This is a genomic window from Leifsonia sp. Root1293, from assembly GCF_001425325.1.
GTDB lineage: Bacteria > Actinomycetota > Actinomycetes > Actinomycetales > Microbacteriaceae > Orlajensenia.
Genome location: NZ_LMEH01000002.1, coordinates 145,554 through 163,587 on the forward strand (window position 1 = coordinate 145,554; position 18,034 = coordinate 163,587).

General features: G+C 69.8%; 18 protein-coding genes. 10 read left to right on the top strand and 8 right to left on the bottom strand.

From position 1 onward, the window contains the following. Positions 1-40 precede the first annotated feature (40 nt). A complete protein-coding gene (locus tag ASC59_RS12515; protein WP_055823637.1) occupies positions 41-658 on the top strand; it encodes a TetR/AcrR family transcriptional regulator in 618 nt (205 codons plus the stop codon). Positions 659-759: 101 nt separating this feature from the next. Here the strand turns inward: ASC59_RS12515 and paaZ are convergent, their stop codons facing one another. The 5 genes from paaZ to ASC59_RS12540 form a co-directional block, all read right to left on the bottom strand. Next, positions 760-2,796 (bottom strand): phenylacetic acid degradation bifunctional protein PaaZ, encoded by a 2,037-nt coding sequence (paaZ, locus tag ASC59_RS12520; protein WP_055823639.1) that lies wholly within the window; start codon positions 2,794-2,796, stop codon positions 760-762. Next, the gene (locus tag ASC59_RS12525; protein ID WP_055823643.1) at positions 2,793-3,671 is read right to left on the bottom strand and encodes a 3-hydroxyacyl-CoA dehydrogenase family protein; all 879 of its coding nucleotides are present in this window, start codon (positions 3,669-3,671) and stop codon (positions 2,793-2,795) included. The genes paaZ and ASC59_RS12525 overlap by 4 nt, the downstream gene beginning before the upstream one ends. After that, positions 3,668-4,399: an enoyl-CoA hydratase/isomerase family protein gene (locus ASC59_RS12530; protein ID WP_055823648.1), complete on the bottom strand. Its 732-nt coding sequence runs from the start codon at positions 4,397-4,399 to the stop codon at positions 3,668-3,670. The genes ASC59_RS12525 and ASC59_RS12530 overlap by 4 nt, the downstream gene beginning before the upstream one ends. Further along, positions 4,396-5,583, bottom strand: coding sequence for a thiolase family protein (locus tag ASC59_RS12535; RefSeq protein WP_055823651.1), 1,188 nt, complete (start codon positions 5,581-5,583; stop codon positions 4,396-4,398). Before ASC59_RS12535 ends, ASC59_RS12530 begins: the two co-directional genes overlap by 4 nt. A gap of 153 nt (positions 5,584-5,736) precedes the next feature. Next, positions 5,737-6,171 (bottom strand): Lrp/AsnC family transcriptional regulator, encoded by a 435-nt coding sequence (locus tag ASC59_RS12540; protein ID WP_200942396.1) that lies wholly within the window; start codon positions 6,169-6,171, stop codon positions 5,737-5,739. 159 nt (positions 6,172-6,330) lie between these two features. Between ASC59_RS12540 and pdhA the strand changes: the two genes are divergently transcribed. The 4 genes from pdhA to ASC59_RS12560 all read left to right on the top strand — a co-directional run bounded on the left by pdhA (position 6,331) and on the right by ASC59_RS12560 (position 10,695). Next, entirely contained in the window at positions 6,331-7,419 is a 1,089-nt protein-coding gene (gene pdhA / locus ASC59_RS12545) for a pyruvate dehydrogenase (acetyl-transferring) E1 component subunit alpha (protein ID WP_055823654.1), read from the top strand. Then, on the top strand, positions 7,416-8,432 hold the full coding sequence (locus tag ASC59_RS12550; protein WP_055823657.1) for an alpha-ketoacid dehydrogenase subunit beta: 1,017 nt from the start codon (positions 7,416-7,418) through the stop codon (positions 8,430-8,432). The genes pdhA and ASC59_RS12550 overlap by 4 nt, the downstream gene beginning before the upstream one ends. Continuing rightward, positions 8,432-9,793 carry a dihydrolipoamide acetyltransferase family protein gene (locus ASC59_RS12555; protein WP_055823659.1) on the top strand — a complete coding sequence of 454 codons (1,362 nt, stop codon included), beginning with the start codon at positions 8,432-8,434 and terminating at the stop codon, positions 9,791-9,793. Before ASC59_RS12550 ends, ASC59_RS12555 begins: the two co-directional genes overlap by 1 nt. Before the next feature lie 260 nt (positions 9,794-10,053). Continuing rightward, positions 10,054-10,695, top strand: a complete 642-nt coding sequence (locus ASC59_RS12560; protein WP_055823661.1) for a class I SAM-dependent methyltransferase — start codon at positions 10,054-10,056, stop codon at positions 10,693-10,695. A 90-nt stretch (positions 10,696-10,785) separates the two neighbouring features. Here ASC59_RS12560 and ASC59_RS12565 read toward each other — a convergent pair whose 3' ends face one another. Then, the gene (locus ASC59_RS12565; protein WP_055823663.1) at positions 10,786-13,272 is read right to left on the bottom strand and encodes an MMPL family transporter; all 2,487 of its coding nucleotides are present in this window, start codon (positions 13,270-13,272) and stop codon (positions 10,786-10,788) included. Positions 13,273-13,350: 78 nt separating this feature from the next. Between ASC59_RS12565 and ASC59_RS12570 the strand changes: the two genes are divergently transcribed. Then, positions 13,351-13,953: a TetR/AcrR family transcriptional regulator gene (locus tag ASC59_RS12570; RefSeq protein WP_235492718.1), complete on the top strand. Its 603-nt coding sequence runs from the start codon at positions 13,351-13,353 to the stop codon at positions 13,951-13,953. 64 nt (positions 13,954-14,017) lie between these two features. On the opposite strand, the gene ASC59_RS12575 is transcribed toward ASC59_RS12570, so the two are convergent. After that, positions 14,018-14,698, bottom strand: a complete 681-nt coding sequence (locus ASC59_RS12575) for a ThuA domain-containing protein (RefSeq protein ID WP_082513660.1) — start codon at positions 14,696-14,698, stop codon at positions 14,018-14,020. A 119-nt stretch (positions 14,699-14,817) separates the two neighbouring features. Between ASC59_RS12575 and ASC59_RS12580 the strand changes: the two genes are divergently transcribed. From ASC59_RS12580 to ASC59_RS12590, 3 genes are all read left to right on the top strand, one after another. Continuing rightward, entirely contained in the window at positions 14,818-15,177 is a 360-nt protein-coding gene (locus tag ASC59_RS12580; protein WP_055825447.1) for a nuclear transport factor 2 family protein, read from the top strand. Positions 15,178-15,185: 8 nt separating this feature from the next. Continuing rightward, entirely contained in the window at positions 15,186-15,722 is a 537-nt protein-coding gene (locus ASC59_RS12585) for a MarR family winged helix-turn-helix transcriptional regulator (protein WP_235492719.1), read from the top strand. Positions 15,723-15,930: 208 nt separating this feature from the next. Then, a complete protein-coding gene (locus ASC59_RS12590; RefSeq protein ID WP_055823668.1) occupies positions 15,931-16,434 on the top strand; it encodes an FBP domain-containing protein in 504 nt (167 codons plus the stop codon). On the opposite strand, the gene ASC59_RS12595 is transcribed toward ASC59_RS12590, so the two are convergent. Further along, the gene (locus ASC59_RS12595; RefSeq protein WP_055823671.1) at positions 16,335-17,351 is read right to left on the bottom strand and encodes an EamA family transporter; all 1,017 of its coding nucleotides are present in this window, start codon (positions 17,349-17,351) and stop codon (positions 16,335-16,337) included. The two genes, ASC59_RS12590 and ASC59_RS12595, sit on opposite strands and share 100 nt — an antisense overlap. Before the next feature lie 99 nt (positions 17,352-17,450). Here ASC59_RS12595 and ASC59_RS12600 point away from each other — a divergent pair, with 99 nt between their 5' ends. Then, positions 17,451-18,008: a CGNR zinc finger domain-containing protein gene (locus tag ASC59_RS12600; RefSeq protein WP_082513661.1), complete on the top strand. Its 558-nt coding sequence runs from the start codon at positions 17,451-17,453 to the stop codon at positions 18,006-18,008. Positions 18,009-18,034 lie beyond the last annotated feature (26 nt).

The window sequence follows — 18,034 nt, forward strand, 5'->3', positions numbered from 1 at the left end:
TGACCGACCGTTCGGTCACCACGTGGCACACTGGAGCACGATGACGAGCCACACCGAGAGCCCGCCCGCCGCTGCCCGCCGTGGACGCCCCGGCTACGACCAGGCGGCCGTGCTCGACGTCGCCGTCGCCGCGTTCAACGAATACGGCTACGACGCGACGTCCATCGCCGTGCTCGCCGAGCGCCTCGGCATCTCGAAGTCGGCGATCTACCACCACTTCCCGTCGAAGGAGGCCCTGCTGGAGAGCGCGCTCGACCGTGCCCTCAGCGCTCTGGAGGGCGTTCTCGCCGCCTCGGATGCCGCAGCGGGGAGCGCCGCCGATCGCCTCGAGCTGGTGCTCCGCGGAGCCGTGCACGTGCTGGTCGACGAACTCCCCTCCGTCACGCTGCTGCTCCGGGTGCGCGGCAACACCGACGTCGAGCGGCGCGCGCTGGCACGACGACGCGCCTTCGACCGATCCGTGACCGAGCTCGTGGGCCGGGCCCGCGACGAGGGATCGCTTCGCGACGACATCGATGTGCGGGTGGTCGAGCGGTTGTTGTTCGGGATGATCAACTCGATCGTCGAGTGGTACCGCCCGGGCGGGCCGGAGGATGCCGACCAGCTCGCGGCCGACGTCGTGGCCGTCGCACTCGACGGACTCCGCCAGCGCGCCTGATCACGGCCGCGCCGCATCCGTCGGCATCCGTCGGCACAGCGGCACAGCGGCACAGCGGCACAGCGGCACAGCGGCACAGCGGCACGACGACATCGAGCCTGCTACGCCGCCGCAGGCTCCTTGGCGACGAGGGTCAGCACGTCGTAGCTGGCGACCAGCTCGTCGTTCTGATTGAGTAGCACGGCGTCCCAGCGCACCTCTCCGTACTCGTCCGTCTCGCGCGGAGTGATCTGCTTGGCAGTGAGCTCGACCCGGATGGAGTCCCCCGGAGACACCGGCGTGACGAAGCGCAGATTCTCCAGGCCGGAGTTGGCCAGTACGGGTCCGGGCTCAGGGTCGACGAAGAGTCCCGCCGCCCAAGACACCAGCAGGTACCCGTGGGCGACCCGCCCCGGGAAGAAGGGGTTCGCCTCGGCCGCAACCTCGTCCATGTGGGCGTAGAAGGTGTCGCCGGTGAAGCGGGCGAAGGTCTCGATGTCGTCGAGGCTCACCTCGCGCGATCCCGACACCACCTGATCGCCGATGACGAGTTCCGCCAGGCTCTTGCGGAACGGATGCCGCCCGCCCGGCCTGGCTGCGGCGCCGGCGTGCCAGATGCCCGTGAGGGCGGTCAGCATCTCGGGAGAACCCTGCACGGCCGTGCGCTGCATGTGGTGCAGCACCGCACGGATGCCGCCGAGCTCCTCTCCTCCACCGGCTCGGCCCGGCCCGCCGTGCACGAGCTGGGGCAACGGCGATCCGTGCCCGGTCGACGACCGCGCGTCGTCCCGGTCGAGCAGGAGCACGCGTCCGTTGAAGGCCGAGATGCGCCCGGCCAGCTCTGCGGCGATGGCCGTGTCGTGGGTGGCGATGCTCGTCACCAGCGATCCACCGCCGCGCGCCACCAGGTCGGCTGCCTGGTCGAGGCTGTCGTAGCCGATGATCGACGACACCGGCCCGAAGGCCTCGATCGTGTGGACGGCGTCATCCAGGGTGTTCTGGAAGCGCAGCAGCATCGGCGAGACGAAAGCGCCCGGTCCGGGCTCTGCCGCACCCGTGCCGATCACGAGGTCACCTCCGGCCTCGACCAGTCGCCCGACCTGGCGCAGCACCTCGTCGCGCTGCTCGAGGGACGCGAGCGGCCCCATGGTCACGCCGTCGGTGCGCGGGTCGCCGACGACGATGCGCTCGCCGATGCGGGAGCGCACGGCGTCGATGACGGCGTCGACGGATGCCGTCGGCACGAGCGCCCGCCGGATGGCCGTGCACTTCTGCCCGGCCTTCGACGTCATCTCCGTGACCAGCTGACGCACGTAGGCATCGAACTCGGGCGTGCCTGCGCCGGCATCCGTTCCGAGGATGGACGCGTTGATGGAGTCGGTCTCGTTCGTGAATCGCACGCCGCCGGTCTGCACGCTGGCGTGCGAACGCAGGCGATCCGCGGTGGAGGCGCTGCCCGTGAATGCGACGAGGTCTCCGAGGCGGAGGTGCTCGAACAGGTCGGGAACGCTGCCGGAGACGAGTTGCAGCGATCCCGCCGGCAGCAGTCCCGATTCGTCGAGGATGCGCACGAACGCCTCCGCGAGGTAGCCGGTCGGCGTGGCCGGCTTCACCAGGGACGGCACGCCAGCCAGGAACGCCGGAGCGTACTTCTCCAGCGATCCCCAGACCGGGAAGTTGAACGCGTTGATCTGCACGGCGACGCCGGGCAGCCGCGTGTAGATGTGGCGTCCGATGAAGGAGCCGTCCTTCGAGAGCTGCTCCACGGCGCCGTCGACGTAGACCCGCGTGTTCGGCAATTCGCGACGACCCTTCGACGAGTAAGTGAAGAGCACACCGATGCCGCCGTCGATGTCGACCCAGGAGTCGGCCTTCGTCGCTCCCGTTCGCGCCGAGATCTCGTAGAGCTCCGCCTTCCGCTCCGTGAGGGCGAGGGCCATCTGCTTGAGGAGCACGGCGCGCTGGTGGAAGGTGAGCTCGCCGAGGCTCGCCTGCCCCGTCGTGCGGGCGTATTCGAGGGCGGCCGCGAGATCGAGGCCGTCGGTCGAGACCTGTGCGACGGTCTCCCCGGTCGACGCGTCGCGCACCGCGGTCGCGCCCTCGGCGGTGGCCGGCGTCCACCAGGCTCCATTCACGAAGCTGGGCAGTACGACACTCATCTGATCTCCTTCTGTCCATCGGTCCAGACATAGAAGCCCTGACCGGTCTTGCGGCCGAGCTTGCCCTCGGCGACGAGGCGACGCAGCAGCTGGGGCGGTTCGAACCGAGGTCCGAGCTGACGGTGCAGGTACTCCGCGATCCCGAGGCGCACGTCGAGCCCGACGATGTCGGTGGTCTCGAGCGGCCCGACCGGATGCCGGTATCCCAAGGTCATCGCAGCGTCGATGTCTGCTGCCGACGCGACGCCATCCTCGAGCAGGCGGATCGCCTCGAGGCCGAGAGCGACTCCCAGACGCGACGAGGCGAAGCCCGGCGCGTCTCGGACTGTCACCGCCGTCTTCCCGAGCGCGCCCACCCAGGCTGCGGCGCGGGCGACGAGGGCGTCATCCGTCGCCGTTCCGACGACGATCTCGACGAGCTTCGATGCCGGCACCGGATTGAAGAAGTGCAGTCCGATGAAGCGCGCCGGCCGCGCGAGCTCGTCGGCCAGGGCGTCGATCGACATCGACGACGTGTTGGTGGCGATGGCGGCACCGGGCGCGACCACGGCCTCGACGCGACGGAGGGCCGAGCGCTTCACGTCGAAGTCCTCCGGCACGGCCTCGATCACGAGTCCGGCGTCGGCGAAGGCTGCGACATCTGTCGTCGTCCGCACCGCCGCGACGAGTTCAGTCAGCGGAGAGGTCGTCGATCCCCGGGCCACGCTCGCGTCGAGAGAGGAACGGATGCTGGCGGATGCGGCATCGGCCGCGGCACTGTCGCGCTCGACGACGATCACGCGGCATCCGGCCAGCACGAAGGCGTGGGCGATGCCGGAGCCCATGCGCCCGCCGCCGAGCACGCCGACGACCCCGGGCAGGTCCGTGGCGGTCATCGCTTGCGCCGTTCGAGGAAGTCCGTCATACGGCGCTCCTTCTCCGGGCTCTCGAACAGTTCGGCCTGCAGTTCGAGGTCGATCTCCGGATGCCGGTCACGGGGCGCCGAGATGGCACGCTTCATCGCGATGGTGGCGGCGCGGTCGCGGGCGGAGATGCCGTCGGCGATGGCGTGCGCCGCACCCATCAGGTCGGCCGGTTCGTGCAGCGCCGACACCAGCCCGATCGCCAGCGCCTCGGGCGCACTGATGGTGCGTCCGGTCAGGAGCAGTTCGGTCGCCCGGGCCCGCCCGACGATCTCGGGCAGCCGCCACGAGGCCCCGGCCGCCGCGATGATGCCGAGCCCGGTCTCCGGATTGCCGAACCGCGCCGTCGTCGAGGCGATGCGGATGTCGGCGGCGTAGGCGAGCTCCGCTCCGCCACCCAGTGCGTAGCCGTCGACGGCGGCGATCACGGGCAGCTCGAGGCGCGCGATGCGGTCGAAGGCGTTGGCGTTGATGCCGGCGCGGGCATCGGCCGCCCTCCGCTCGCGAAGCTCGGCGATGTCGGCCCCCGATGCGAACACCCCGCCAGAGCCCGTCAGGATCAGGATGCGCGGATGCCGCTCCAACTCCGCACACACGGAGTGGAGGGCGTCGATGGTCTCCTGATCGATCGCATTGCGGCGCTCGGGCCGGTCGAGCGTGGCCACGACGCGGTCGTCTTGATACTCGATCGCGAGGCTCACGGCATCCGCTCCACGATCATGGCCGTGCCCTGGCCCACCCCGACGCACATGGTGGCGAGGCCGTAGCGCACGTCTTCGCGCTCCATGCGCCCGAGGAGGGTCACGATCAGGCGGGATCCGCTGGAGCCGAGCGGATGCCCCAGCGCGATGGCGCCTCCGTCGGCGTTGATGATTGCCGGGTCGAGGCCGAGACGACGGATGCAGGCAAGCGACTGGCTGGCGAAAGCCTCGTTCAGCTCGACGGCTCCGATGTCGCCGACGGTCAACCCGGCGCGGGCGAGGGCCAGCTGCGTTGCCGGCACCGGACCGAGGCCCATGAGTTCGGGGGCGAGCGCGGCCGAGGTCCCGACGACGATGCGCGCCCGGGGTGTGAGTCCGTGGCGCTTGACGGCCTCACCGCTGGCGACGACGATGGCGGACGAGCCGTCATTCAGGGAGCTGGCGTTGCCTGCCGTGACCACCGATCCACCCTCGACGACAGGGCGGAGTGCGGCGAGGGCGTCGAGATTCGTCTCGCGACGCGGACCCTCGTCGACACTGACGACCCCGCGCGCCGTCTGCACGCCGACGATCTCTTCGTCGAAGTGCCCGGCATCGATCGCCGCGACGGCACGCTGGTGACTGGACAGGGCGAAGGCATCGGCATCCGCCCGGCTGATCCCGTCGACGCGGGCCACCTCCTCGGCGGTCTCGGGCATCGAGAACGTCGCCTTGTCACGCGCAGCGAGCCGTGGGTTCGTGAAGCGCCAGCCGATCGAGGTGTCGAACTGCGCGCCGGGCTTCGCGAAGGCCTTCTCCGGCTTGGCCTGCACCCAGGGTGCTCGCGTCATCGACTCCACCCCGCCGGCGACGATGACGTCGGCGTCGCCGCAGCGGATCGCCTGAGAGGCCATCGTTATCGCCGACATCCCCGATGCGCACAGCCGATTGACCGTGATCCCCGGCACCGAGTCAGGCAGTCCAGCCAGGAGCACCGCCATGCGCGCCACGTTGCGGTTGTCCTCGCCGGCCTGGTTCGCGGCCCCCAGCATGACCTCGTCGAGCACGGCCGGGTCGATGCCCGACCGGTCGACGGCAGCGCGCACCACCAGGGCAGCGAGATCGTCGGCCCGGACGCCGGACAGCACCCCGCCGTAACGACCGACGGGAGTGCGAACACCGCCGACGAGATAGGCCTCGGGCATGATCGCTCCCCTCCCGTGTCAGCTTCATTGCTCGCGAAAATCAGGTCGTGGGTCTATTTAGTGACCGATCGTTCAGACAGTATATGGGAGCTCGAGGTCCAGCGAGGCCGACCGGAGTGAGAGGCCGGTCTGCGCGACACGACTGCTCTCCGCTCAGACCGCGTCGAAGTCCTCGAAGATGAGCGCCGTCTTGGTGGAACGCACCCCCGGAATGGACTGGAGCTCCTCGAGCACGACCCGTCGGAGGTCGCCGTTGTCTCGGGCGCGCACCAGCAGGATCGCGTCGAAGTCTCCTCCGACCAGAGCGATGTGCTCCACCTCGGCGATCTGCGCGAGGCGCTCCCGCGTCTCCTGCCACGCCGTCTGCTCGAGGGTGAGGGTGACGTAGGCCGACGAATGCTGCCCTGAGAGCACCGGATCGATGCGGGCACCGAAGCCCTGGATCACCTTCGACTCGACGAGCCTGTTGACCCGGGCATAGGCGTTGGCGCGCGAGATGTGCGTGATCGCCGCTATGGCGCTCACCGACGCCCGGCCGTCCTTGCGCAGCTCGTGCAGGATGCGATGGTCCAGATCGTCCAGCTCCATGGTCCCCAGCTCCTCGTTGCGCGGGTCGGCGTGAGACCGATTGTAATGAGATTTCTCTTGTTGGATGCAGAAAGTCCAGCGTGGTGCGCCCGGCTTGTGACTTCTGGGCGAAAAGCGCATCCTGAACGACAGAGCGTCCATCACGTCAACGGAGACTGAATGACCGACTTCCTCCCTCGGGAGACCCCTGTGCAGCTGGTCGACGCGACCGGTGCCTTCCGCGCGGATTCGGAGTACCCGACACCGGCACCCGAGGATCTCCTCGACGGCTACCGCTCCCTCGTCATCGGACGTCGGGTCAACGACCAGTGCAACGCGCTGGTGCGACAGGGGCGGCTCGCGGTGTATCCCTCCTCTCACGGCCAGGAGGCCTGCCAGGTGGCGGCCGTCAGGGTTCTCGATGCCGACGACTGGCTGTTCCCGACCTACCGGGATTCCGTGGCCGTGATGCTGAAGGGTGTCGCGCCGGCTGAGGCGACGCTCATGCTGAAGGGCGAGTGGCACGGCGGGTACGACCCCCATGTGCACAACGTGGCACCCCAGGCGACGCCCCTCGCCACCCAGTTGCTCCACGCCGTCGGCTTCGCCCACGCCGCGGTGCTCAAGGGCGAGAGCACCGTCGTGCTGGCGATGTGCGGCGATGGGGCCACCAGCGAGGGCGACTTCCACGAGGCGCTCAACTTCGCCGCGGTGTTCCACCTGCCTGTGGTCTTCTTCGTGCAGAACAACGGCTTCGCGATCTCGGTTCCGCTCTCGCGACAGAGCGCGGCCGAGTCGCTCGCGCACAAGGCGATCGGCTACGGCATGCCCGGCGAACGCGTCGACGGCAATGACCTGGCTGCCCTCCTCGCTGTGCTCGAGACCGCCGTGGATCGTGCCCGCAACGGCGGCGGTCCGACCCTGGTCGAGGCCCACACCTATCGGATGCAGGCGCACACGAATGCCGATGACGACACCCGCTACCGCGACAGCGCGGAGGTGCGCGCCTGGGCGGATCGCGACCCGCTGCTCCGTCTGCGCTCGCATCTGCGCCGGAAGGGGTTGCTCACCGACGAGGACGAGGCGTCGTTCGCCGCAGCAGCCGACGGCATCGCCGCGACGCTGCGTGACGCCCTCAACACCGACGCGCAGCTCGATCCGGGAGATCTCTTCCGCTTCGTCTACGCGACCAGCACTCCCCAGCTCGATGAGCAGTCGGCCATGCTCCAGGGCGAGCTGGACCGCACCGGCCAGGAGGCGCAGTCATGACGATGATCCAGGACAGGCCGGCGGCGGCATCCGCCACCCGCGAGACCATGAGCATGGCCGCCGCCGTGAACCGGGCTCTCAGCGACGCGATGGCGGACGATGACAGCGTGCTCGTGTTCGGCGAGGACGTCGGCGCACTCGGCGGTGTCTTCCGGGTGACGGATGGGCTGACCGCCCGCTTCGGCGAGCGCCGCTGCTTCGACACTCCCCTCGCCGAGGCCGGCATCATGGGCATGGCCGTCGGGATGGCTATGAACGGCATGCGCCCGGTCGTCGAGATGCAGTTCGACGCCTTCGCCTACCCGGCATTCGAACAGGTCGTCAGCCATGTGGCCAAGATGGGGAACCGCACCCGTGGACGCGTGCGGATGCCTCTCGTCATCCGCATTCCCTATGGCGGAGGAATCGGCGGTGTCGAGCACCACTGCGATTCCTCGGAGTCCTACTACGTGCACACGCCCGGGCTGCTGGTCGTCGCCCCGTCGACTCCCCAGGATGCCTACAGCCTCCTGAGGGCCGCCATTCGCAACCCGGATCCGGTGGTCTTCCTCGAACCCAAGAAGCTGTACTGGGCCAAGGGCGAGGTCGACACCTCGCTGGAGGTCGCGATCGGATCCGCCCAGGTGGTCCGGCCGGGAACGGATGCCACCCTCATCGCCTACGGCACGTCGGTGCCCATCGCCCTCGCGGCGGCAGAAGCCGCAGAGGAGGAGGGGCGGAGCCTCCAGGTCGTCGACCTCCGCAGCCTCACGCCCTACGACGACGCGACGGTCGATGCGGCCGTGCGCTCCACGGGCCGTGCCGTGGTGATCGCCGAGGCTCCAGGCTTCGCGAGCGTCTCGTCGGAGATCGCGGCGCGGGTGTCGGAGCGCTGCTTCTCCTGGCTCGAGGCCCCGGTGCGCCGGGTGACGGGATTCGACGTTCCGTTCGCCCCGCCCAAGCTCGAGCGGTATTACCTGCCCGACGTCGACCGCGTGCTCGACGCCGTCGACTCGCTGAACTGGGACGCCTGATGGCCACGCGGGTGTTCCGCCTGCCCGACCTCGGCGAGGGCCTGACCGAGGCCGACCTCGTGCACTGGCTCGTCGCCGTGGGAGACGATGTGGCCGTCGACCAGCCGATCGCCGAAGTGGAGACGGCCAAGAGCATCGTCGAGGTCCCATCGCCGTTCGCGGGCACGGTCAGCGCCCGCCATGGCGAGGAGGGCCAGACCCTCGCCGTGGGTTCCCCGTTCCTCGAGGTCGTCGAAACCGCGGATGCCGCGCCAGCCGCGGGGCGGCAGCCCGCTGCGCCGGAGCACGAGGCCTACCGGGCCGAGGAGCGGGCGGGCTCGGGCAACGTGCTCATCGGGTACGGCACCGCAGAACACCATGCCCGCGGACGCACGCGACGTCGGGCGACTCCGGCTCCGGCCCCGGCACCGGCCAGCACCGGGCCTGCCGCATCCGCGGGGGGCGCATCCGTCACCGACATCAGTGGAGCCAGGGGCGGCGGCGGGGTGGTCGGCAGCGGCGGGACGGGCGAACGCAGCGGGCCCGTTCCCGTGCGCTCCCCGATCGTGCGCAGCCTCGCCAGGACCCGCGGCATCGACCTGCACACCATCCAGCCCGCAGCGCCCGACGGCATCATCCGACGGTCCGACGTGCTCGAGGGCGGGCGTGCCGCGCCGTCGCGCAGCGAGGCAGACCTCGAGATCGTGCGACGGGAGCCGCTGGGGATGCTGCGTCGCACGGTGAGCGCCAAGCTGGCGCGCAGCCGCTCCGAGATTCCGGAGGCGACGGTCTGGGTCGACGTCGACGCCACTGCGCTCTGGCAGCTGCGGCAGTCGATGGGCGAGGCCACGCCCTCGCTCACCGCCTTCGTGGCGAAGTACGTGCTGCTGGCGCTGGCGGAACACCCCGTGCTCGGCGGACGGCTCAGCGACGACGGCACGGAGCTGCTGCAGTACGACGGCGTGAACCTCGGCGTCGCGGCCGACACCCCGCGCGGCCTCATGGTCCCCGTGCTGCGGCACGCCGAGCGGCACTCGATCGCCGAGCTCGACACTCGGATCCGGCGGCTCGCCGACGCCGCGCGCTCCGGCACGGCCGCGCCCGCCGATCTCACGGGGTCGACCTTCACGCTCAACAACTACGGAAGCCTCGGCGTGGACGGATCCGCCGCGATCATCAACCACCCCGAGGTCGCCATCCTGGGGATCGGGCGCATGATCGAGCGTCCGTGGGTCGTCGACGGCGCCATCGTTCCGCGCCGCATCGTGCAGCTGTCGCTCGTGTTCGATCACAGGGTCTGCGACGGAGGCTACGCTGCGCGCTTCCTGGGCTCGATCGTGCGGGCCATCGAGAACCCGATCGGTCTCTACGACCGCATCTGAGGTCGGCGCCGACGGAGTGCTCGCGACCGCCGTCGCCCGCTCGCCACCTGTGGTCGCGTGGCAGTCGCCCGCTCGCCACCTGTGGTCGTGTGACAGTCGCCCGCTCGCCACCTGTGGCCGCTGATCGGCCGGGGATGCGGCCACAACTGGCGAGCCGGCGAGCCGGTGCCCCGGCGGCCAGGCGGCCCGACCGCGTGGCTCGCGTTGCCGGTTCGGCAAACCAGGTTGCGGCGCAGTCGCGCTCGGCCCACGATCGAATCATGACCGCGGACTTCGACAGGGACTACTGGGAGCAGCACTGGCACGAGCGCCCCGAACCCGATCCTGCTTCGGTGACGGATGCCGCTCAGTCCAGCACCGCCAACCCCCACCTCGCCCGCGAGCTGGCGGGCCTTCGCCCGGGAACCGCGCTCGATGCCGGTTGCGGTTCCGGCGCCGAGGCCGTGTGGCTCGCGCATCAAGGCTGGACGGTCACCGGCGCCGACATCTCGGCGAGTGCCCTCGCTCAGGCGGCCGCTCGGGCTGAGGCGGCATCCGTCGCCGTCACCTGGGTCGAAGCCGACCTGACGACCTGGGAGCCGCCGGAGCAGTTCGACCTCGTCACCACGAACTACGCGCACCCGACGACTCCGCAGCTCGACTTCTACGCCCGCATCGGTACGTGGGTCGCGCCCGGCGGCACGCTGCTCATCGTGGGGCATCTGCACGGATCGACGTCGACGGCGAACGGGCACCATCCGCCCGAGGAGACGACAGTGACGGCGGCGGCGATCTCGAGGGTGCTCGATACGAACAGCTGGCGCATCGAGAGCGCCGCCGAGCTCGACCGCACCGTCGACGCGGCCGGCCACGGAAGCGTTCACCTGCGGGACGTGGTGGTACGGGCGACGCGCATCGCCTAGACGCGGCGTGGCACACGCCAACACGCAAACGCGGCACGGCGCCCGGACAGGCGAAGGTCCGCCGACCGGCAGCATCCGCCCCGCTCAGCGTCAGCCCGCGTGGTGCCGTCGCTCGAGCGCGGCGCCCTCCACGTCGACGTTCGGCAGGATCCGGTCGAGCCAGCGCGGCAGCCACCACGCCGAGTCGCCCAGTAGGTGCATGAGCGCAGGCATCAGCAGCATCCGCACGACGAAGGCGTCGACGAGCACGCCGAAGGCGAGTCCGAAGCCGATCGAGCGGATCATGGTCGACTCCGAGAAGATGAATCCGCCGAAGACCGACACCATGATGAGCCCGGCTGCCGTGACGACCGCCCGACCGGCCCTGAAGCCACGAGCCACGGCCAGGCGCGCCGGAGCTCCGTGCACATAGGCCTCGCGCATTCCCGACGCCAGGAACAGCTGGTAGTCCATCGCAAGCCCGAACAGGATGCCGGTGAGGATGACCGGCAGGAAGCTCAGAATCGGACCCGTGTGGATGCCGAGGGCATCGGCACCCCAGCCCCACTGGAACACCGCGACGACGGCACCGAAGGTGGCGAACAGCGACAGGATGAACCCACCGGTCGCGATGAGCGGCACGAGGATCGACCGGAACACCAGGATCATGATGAGCAGCGACAGCCCGACCACCACACCGAGGTAGAGCGGGAGCACCGCTGCCAGGTTCGCCGAGATGTCGATGTTGATCGCAGCCTGTCCGGCGACGCCGAGGGTGATGTCGCCGTCGATGGGCTCGAGGTCGCGGAGGGCGATGACGAGCTGCTCGGTCGAGACACTGTTCGGACCCTCGGCAGGCACCACCTGGAACGCCGCGAGACGGTTGTCGTCCGAGACGGCGATGGGAGCGACGGCGACCACGTCGTCCTGGTCGGCGAGCGTCTGGGCGACATCGACCTGCGTCTGCAGCACCTCGTCGTCGTCGAGTCCGGACGGCAGCTGCGCCGTGACGAGCAGCGGACCGGTCGCTCCGGCGCCGAACTGGTCCTCGGTGGTGGTGAAGGCCTGGTAGGAGGCCGACTCGACGGGCTCCGACGAGCCATCCGGAAGGCCGACGCGCATCGACAGCGCCGGGATGGCGATGGTGAGCAGGGCGGCGGCGGTGGCCAGCACCGTCACCACGGCGCGCCAGGTCTTCATCGGCTTGGCCTTGGTGTCCTCGTGGTGCTCCTCGCCGATGCGCGCTCGGGCGCGACGGCTCAGGATGCGGGTGCCGAGCAGGCCGAGCATCGCCGGCGTCAGGCTCGTGGCGATGAGCACGGCGATCGCCACGCTGATGGCGCCCACCGTGCCCATGAGCCCGAGGAACGGAACACCGGTGATGTTCAGGGCGAACAGGGCGACGATGACGGTGGTCCCCGCGAAGACGACGGCGTTGCCGGCCGTGCCGTTCGCGAGCCCGACGGACTCGTGCGGCTCCGCCCCCTGCAGCAACTGCTTGCGGTGCCGATTGATGATGAAGAGCGAGTAGTCGATGCCCACGGCGAGCCCGAGCATGAGGCCGAGCACGGGGGTGACGGATGCCATCTGCACGACCCCCGAGAACGCCAGTGATCCGAGCGCGCCGATGGCGACACCGACGATGGCCGTCACCAGCGGAAGCGCTGCTGCGATGACCGATCCGAGCATGACGAGAAGCACGATGGCGGCGAAGACGACGCCGACGATCTCGCCCACTCCCACGATCGAGGGAGTGCCCTGTGCGATGTCGGTGGAGAACGAGACCTCGACGCCGTCGATCGGCTCGGACTCGAAGTGGTCGATCACGGCGTGCTTCGAGTCCTCGGAGAGCTCGAGGCGCGGCTCCGTGAAAGCGACGTTCACGAGGGCGGTCGAGCCGTCCTCCGACACGACGCGGATGTCCTTCGACAGCTCCATGAGCGTCGCGCCGTTGTCGAGCTTGGTGGTCTGAGCCTCGATCTCGGTGCGGGATGCGTCGAGCTTGTCCTGCTGGGCGTCGATCTCGGCCTGCTGCGCGTCGAGGGTCGCCTGCTGGGCGTCGAGGGCTGCGATCTGCTCAGCCGGCGCGCCCGCCGCCTCGGCCTGCTGGCGCGCGGCGTCGAGCTGGGCCCGGCCCGCATCAAGCTGGGCCTGGCCGGCATCGAGCTGCGTCTGCCCGGCATCGATCTGCGCGGTGCCGTCGGCGATCTGCGTGCGGCCGTCGGCGAGCTGCTGCTCCTGGGCGGCACGCTCCGTCTCGGTCTGGAACGGGTCGACGACCTTGGCCACGTCGGGCAGGTCGGCCGCATCCGTCGCCAGGGCGGTGATCTCGCTCTTCTGCTCATCGGTGAACGCCGAACCGTCCGTGGTCTCGAAGACCACGGTCCCCGCCGCACCGCTGAAGTCGGGCAGCTTCTCCTGCAGCTCGTCCGTGACGGCTCCGGATGCCGTTCCCGGAATGTCGAAGCTCGACGACAGCCCCGTGTAGCCGACGGCGAAGCCCACGGCCGCGACGACGATCACGAGCACCCACGCGGTGATGACGGTCCACGCGCGCCGCGCCGCGAATCTACCCAAGCGGTACAGGAGTTCAGCCATGTGTGTCGTTCGCCTCTCGAAAGCCTTCGCTGATAATACGCAACGGTTCGTCTCGCTGAATGGGAATACGATGTGAGCATGTCCGAGCACCGTCGCGGGGCCGTCCGCAGTGAAGCGGCGCGGCGTGCCATCCTCGAGGCGACCGCGCGCCTCTTCGCCGCCCGCGGCTACGACCACCTGACCATCGAGGGCGTCGCCACCGAGGCCGGCGTCGGCAAGCAGACGATCTACCGATGGTGGCCCTCGAAGAGTGCGCTCGTCGCCGACTGCCTGCTGGAGGGGCTGCTGCTGCCCAATCGCCTCGGCCCGCCGAACACCGGTGACGTCCGCGCCGACCTCGTCGCCTGGCTCGAGGAGATCTTCGAGCTCGTCGCCCAGCCGATCGGTGAGTCCCTCATCCTCTCGCTCATCGCCGCGGCCGCCGAGAACCCCGAGGTCGGCCGGCGCCTCTACGCGAGCATGGGGGCGACCTCGGCGCTCGTGGAGCGCTTCGAAGACGCGATCGCGGCGTCCGAGATCCGGGAGGACGCACCGGTGCAGGAGATCGGCGAGGCGCTCATGGGTCCGCTCATCGTGCGGATGCTGAGCCGCACGGCGCTCACGCCGGGCACGGCCGCACGACTCGTGGATGTCGTGCTCGGGCCCTTGAGCCTCGGCATCGGCCGCGGTTCGGGGTCCTGACCTCGGCTGACATCCGCCGAGAACGCAGGATGTGCGGGTGTGATCGCGTCGCGACCCGCGGACACTACGTTCTCGACGCCCGCGTCGGCAGCAGGTGGACAGCAGCCGCGAGCAGCAGGGCGACCGCATCCGGTGCCTCGTAGGCCTCGACGTCGTGACCGAGGGCGCTGTAGATGACCTCCGCGTCGCCGAAGCGTGCGTACCAGGCCAGCGGATGCTCCGAGCCGTCGTGCTCATGCATCGCGAGCGGGCGGGCGCGCGGCTCGACTACGAGTGCCGTGTAGCGCTCGTCGATGGTGTCGAACGGCTGGGTTCGGCCGAGCAGCTCGCCGGCGAGAGCGGTCGGCACGATGTGCGCGGCTCCGCGCTCGGGGTGGAACGTGCGTCCGTCCTCCCAGTGGCCGCCGAGGATCGACGACCAGTCGGGCCAGTCGGCGAAGGATCGCGCGGCGGAGTGCACGGCGAGCAGCGGCCGACCGTCACCGAGGTAGGCGAGCAGTCCCTCGCGCGCCGGCGCCGACGGAGCCGAGTGCTCGACGCCCTCGGTGCGACTGATGTTGAGCACGAGCAGGTCGGGGCGGGCATCCGTCGCCGTCAATGCGGCGAGCGCCGCCTCGACATCGTCGCGCACAGACACCTCGCCGAGAGGGGCGAGCACGTCCGCAAGCCGCTGCGATGTCTCGGCGAATGGATGCCACGGGTCGGCGTAGTCTCCGGAGCCGCTGAGCACGGTGATGGTCGTCATGCACCGATCCTGTCGCAGTCGACCAGCCGGCAACACCATCGAGCCGGGTCCGGATGCCTTGACGCTGGCCGGGTCGCGACCTACATTGATTGAAAGTTCACGCAATGAGGGAGGGCACGATGGCTGACACGGTTGTGGAGAAGCTGATGCACGCGAACCTGCTGGAGGTGTTCGGAGAACGCGACCCGGCGAAGCGGCGAGACGCCATGGCGCGCACGTACACCGAGGATGTCGTCGCCGCAGACCCCGAAGGCCAGGTCGGCGGCTACGACGAGCTCGACGCCAAGGTGCAGGAGATCCTCGACGGGGCACCCGGATTCGTGTTCCGCGCCGAAGGGAGCGTCTACACCGCAGGCGACCTGCACTACCTGGGGTGGGCACTCGGCCCGGAAGGAGCCGAGCCGATCGCACGCGGAGCCGACGCCGTGTTCGTTCGCGACGGCAGGATCTCGCACGTCTACACCTTCCTCTTCGCCTGAGGCCTGGCGTGAGCGCGACGGATGACGGGACCGTGAGCCGCTACGAGGTCCCGCCCGAGTCGCCATTCGCGTTGCTGGACGACCACGACATCCGGGCCTGGTACGCCTTCATGAAGGTGCAGCTGCGCTTGCGTTACGAGATGAACCGCCAACTGCGCGACGACAGCGGAATCTCGCTCGCCGACTACGACGTTCTCGTGGCCCTCACCAGCGAATCCAACGGAACCATGACCATCTCCGACCTCGCCATCCGCATCGGGGCCGAACGCAGCCGCATCTCGCACCAGGCTCGACGGATGGCGACGCAGGGGCTGATCGCGCTGCAGCCCAATCCCGACGATCGGCGGGCGACCGATGTCGCTCTCACCGACGACGGCCGAGCACTCCTCGTCCGGGCATCGCCGGGCCACATCGACTTCGTCCGCTCCGTGTTCTTCGACGCACTGAACCCGCAGCAGGGTGCCCAGCTCGCCGAGGCGTTCGAGAACATCTACGAACTCCTCATCGCGCACGGCAGCCTCCCCCGCCCGACGGACCGTCCCTAGCGACGCGCGATACCGCACCACGGCGACATAGGGTGGAGCCATGAGTTCTTCACGTTCGTTCGCACTGCCCTCGGGGCGTGGGGAGGTCGTCGGCGCTTCACCCGCCGGCGGCAGGTAGTCGCTACCCCTCCCTCATCCGAACGAACCTGCTGGCCGCATCCGTCTTCTGGAGACGTCGATGCGACCAGCCCACCACTGGAGAACAATCATGCTGCCCATCAGCGAGAAGACCATCCGCGCGAGCTTCGTGAACGCCTCGCGCAAGGAGATCACCGACATCACCCTGCCGGCCGAGTTCGCCGACCTCGACTGGGGACGACTCGACTTCCTCGGCTGGCGCGACCGCCGGATCGCCCGGCGCGCGTACATCGTGGTTCCCGGCCTCGGCGATGGCGAGGACGAACTCGTCGGCGTCATGCTGCAGCAGGCGAAGGCTTCGCCGCAGAAGCGAGCGCAGTGCTCGTGGTGCCAGGACGTGACGCTGCCCAATGACGTCGTGTTCTTCGGCGCACGCCTCGCCGGCTCGGCCGGACGCAACGGCGACACCGCCGGAACCCTCGTGTGCGCCGACTTCGAGTGCTCGGCGAACGTGCGCAGGAAGCCGCCCGTCGCCTACATCGGGTTCGACGTGGAGGCCGCCCGGGAGGAACGGATGCTGGGACTCCGCCTGCGGTCGGCGGCGTTCGCCGCAACGGTCGCGGGAACCGCCTGATCGGCATCCTCCATGGGCTCCGACGCCCTCACCGCCGCGATCCCGCCGAGGATGAGCGCTCCACCCACCAGCTGCAGCGGCTGGAGCTGCTCGCCCAGCAGGATCCACGCGAAGAGCGCGGCGAACACGACCTCGAGCAGGCCCGCGAACGACGCCAGCCGGGAGCCGAGCGACTCCGCCGCCGTGATGCCGGCGACATAGGCCAGGGCGGTGCTCACGACGGCGACGAAGAGCAGCGGCACCCACCACGGCAGCGCGGCGCCGAAGAGCGGCAGGTCGCCGAACGTGGCGGTGAAGGGCAGCACGCCGATGAGGGCGAGGAAGCTCAGCGTGAGCGCACCGATGACGAGCCCGACGCCGGCGAAGGCGACGGCCGGCAGGCCGTCGCTCGGCCGCGCAGCGATCACGAAGTAGACGGCGCAGGCCACCATGGCGAGCACCGAGAAGAGCAGGCCGACCGGGTCTGGCGCCCCGATGGAGCCGGGGCCGATGACCATCACGAGACCGACGATCGCCAGCCCGGAGCCCGCCAGGACCAGGGGGCGCGGCATCCGGAGGGTCCTCGCCCAGACCACCGCAACGAGGAGCAGGGGGGCGAGCAACTCGATGAGGATCGCCGTCGAGACCGGCACCGTGCGGATGGCGGCGAAGTAGAAGAACTGCGTGGAGGCCACTCCGACGACACCCATCACGAGCACGCGCCAGCGGGCACGCCAGAGCGCGTTCCAGCGGCCGCGCAGTGCGATCAGGGTGATCGGCAGCAGAATGATCGCGCCACCGACGGCCCGAGCGGTGACGGCCGCGGCCGGTGACCAGCCCGCCTCCAGGAGCGGCTTCATGAGCACACCCGACGTGCCGAACGAGGCTGCGGCGAGCACGGCGATCGCCAGACCGGATGCCCTGGACGATATTCTCACGATGCCTCCGTCGAAACCCGGCCCGTCGGAATCGACGAAGCGTTAGGATTGAAATGCTGTTAGCCCATAACGCTACTGCGGCCCTTGTTAGGAGTCAACATGCAGTTTGCCCATGACACGGTCGTGGCGCTCGAGTTCGCGGTCGAGCTCGGGAACACCGCCGCCGGCTCCTCGCGCAGCGACCTCGAGGAGATCGGCAGCGTCGAGGAGCTGGCAGCGCTTCTGCAGCAGTACCCGTTCACGGGGCGCATCGACGGAGACGAGGCCGAGCGCCTCGACGTTCTCGACACCCGGGAGCAGATCAGGCACCTCTGGACACTCGACCGGGATGCCGCCGTGGTCGAGGTGAACCGCATGCTCCGCGAGGCGAACGCGCTGCCCTACCTCGCCAGACACGACGACATCGACTGGCACCTGCACGCCACGTCGGATGACGCCCCATTGGGCGAGCGGATGCGGGTCGAGGCGGCCCTGGCGCTCATGGACGTCATCCGCATGGACGAGATGCAGCGGTTGCGGGTGTGCGAAGCCGACGACTGCACCGGCCTGATCCTCGACCTGTCGCGGAACCGCTCCAAGCGCTTCTGCAGCGTGCGCTGCGGCAGCCGCATGAACATGATCGCGTTCCGCGAGCGCAAGGCGGCGGCAGCGGAGTAGCGGCGCGATCTGTTCGCTGAGGCCCG

Bases quoted from the DNA above. Each gene is read 5' to 3' on its own strand.
- ASC59_RS12515 (WP_055823637.1), top strand. From the start codon at position 41: ATGACGAGCCACACCGAGAGCCCGCCCGCCGCTGCCCGCCGTGGACGC.
- paaZ (WP_055823639.1), bottom strand. From the start codon at position 2,796: ATGAGTGTCGTACTGCCCAGCTTCGTGAATGGAGCCTGGTGGACGCCG.
- ASC59_RS12525 (WP_055823643.1), bottom strand. From the start codon at position 3,671: ATGACCGCCACGGACCTGCCCGGGGTCGTCGGCGTGCTCGGCGGCGGG.
- ASC59_RS12535 (WP_055823651.1), bottom strand. From the start codon at position 5,583: ATGCCCGAGGCCTATCTCGTCGGCGGTGTTCGCACTCCCGTCGGTCGT.
- ASC59_RS12540 (WP_200942396.1), bottom strand. From the start codon at position 6,171: ATGGAGCTGGACGATCTGGACCATCGCATCCTGCACGAGCTGCGCAAG.
- pdhA (WP_055823654.1), top strand. From the start codon at position 6,331: ATGACCGACTTCCTCCCTCGGGAGACCCCTGTGCAGCTGGTCGACGCG.
- ASC59_RS12550 (WP_055823657.1), top strand. From the start codon at position 7,416: ATGACGATGATCCAGGACAGGCCGGCGGCGGCATCCGCCACCCGCGAG.
- ASC59_RS12555 (WP_055823659.1), top strand. From the start codon at position 8,432: ATGGCCACGCGGGTGTTCCGCCTGCCCGACCTCGGCGAGGGCCTGACC.
- ASC59_RS12560 (WP_055823661.1), top strand. From the start codon at position 10,054: ATGACCGCGGACTTCGACAGGGACTACTGGGAGCAGCACTGGCACGAG.
- ASC59_RS12565 (WP_055823663.1), bottom strand. From the start codon at position 13,272: ATGGCTGAACTCCTGTACCGCTTGGGTAGATTCGCGGCGCGGCGCGCG.
- ASC59_RS12570 (WP_235492718.1), top strand. From the start codon at position 13,351: ATGTCCGAGCACCGTCGCGGGGCCGTCCGCAGTGAAGCGGCGCGGCGT.
- ASC59_RS12575 (WP_082513660.1), bottom strand. From the start codon at position 14,698: ATGACGACCATCACCGTGCTCAGCGGCTCCGGAGACTACGCCGACCCG.
- ASC59_RS12580 (WP_055825447.1), top strand. From the start codon at position 14,818: ATGGCTGACACGGTTGTGGAGAAGCTGATGCACGCGAACCTGCTGGAG.
- ASC59_RS12590 (WP_055823668.1), top strand. From the start codon at position 15,931: ATGCTGCCCATCAGCGAGAAGACCATCCGCGCGAGCTTCGTGAACGCC.
- ASC59_RS12600 (WP_082513661.1), top strand. From the start codon at position 17,451: ATGCAGTTTGCCCATGACACGGTCGTGGCGCTCGAGTTCGCGGTCGAG.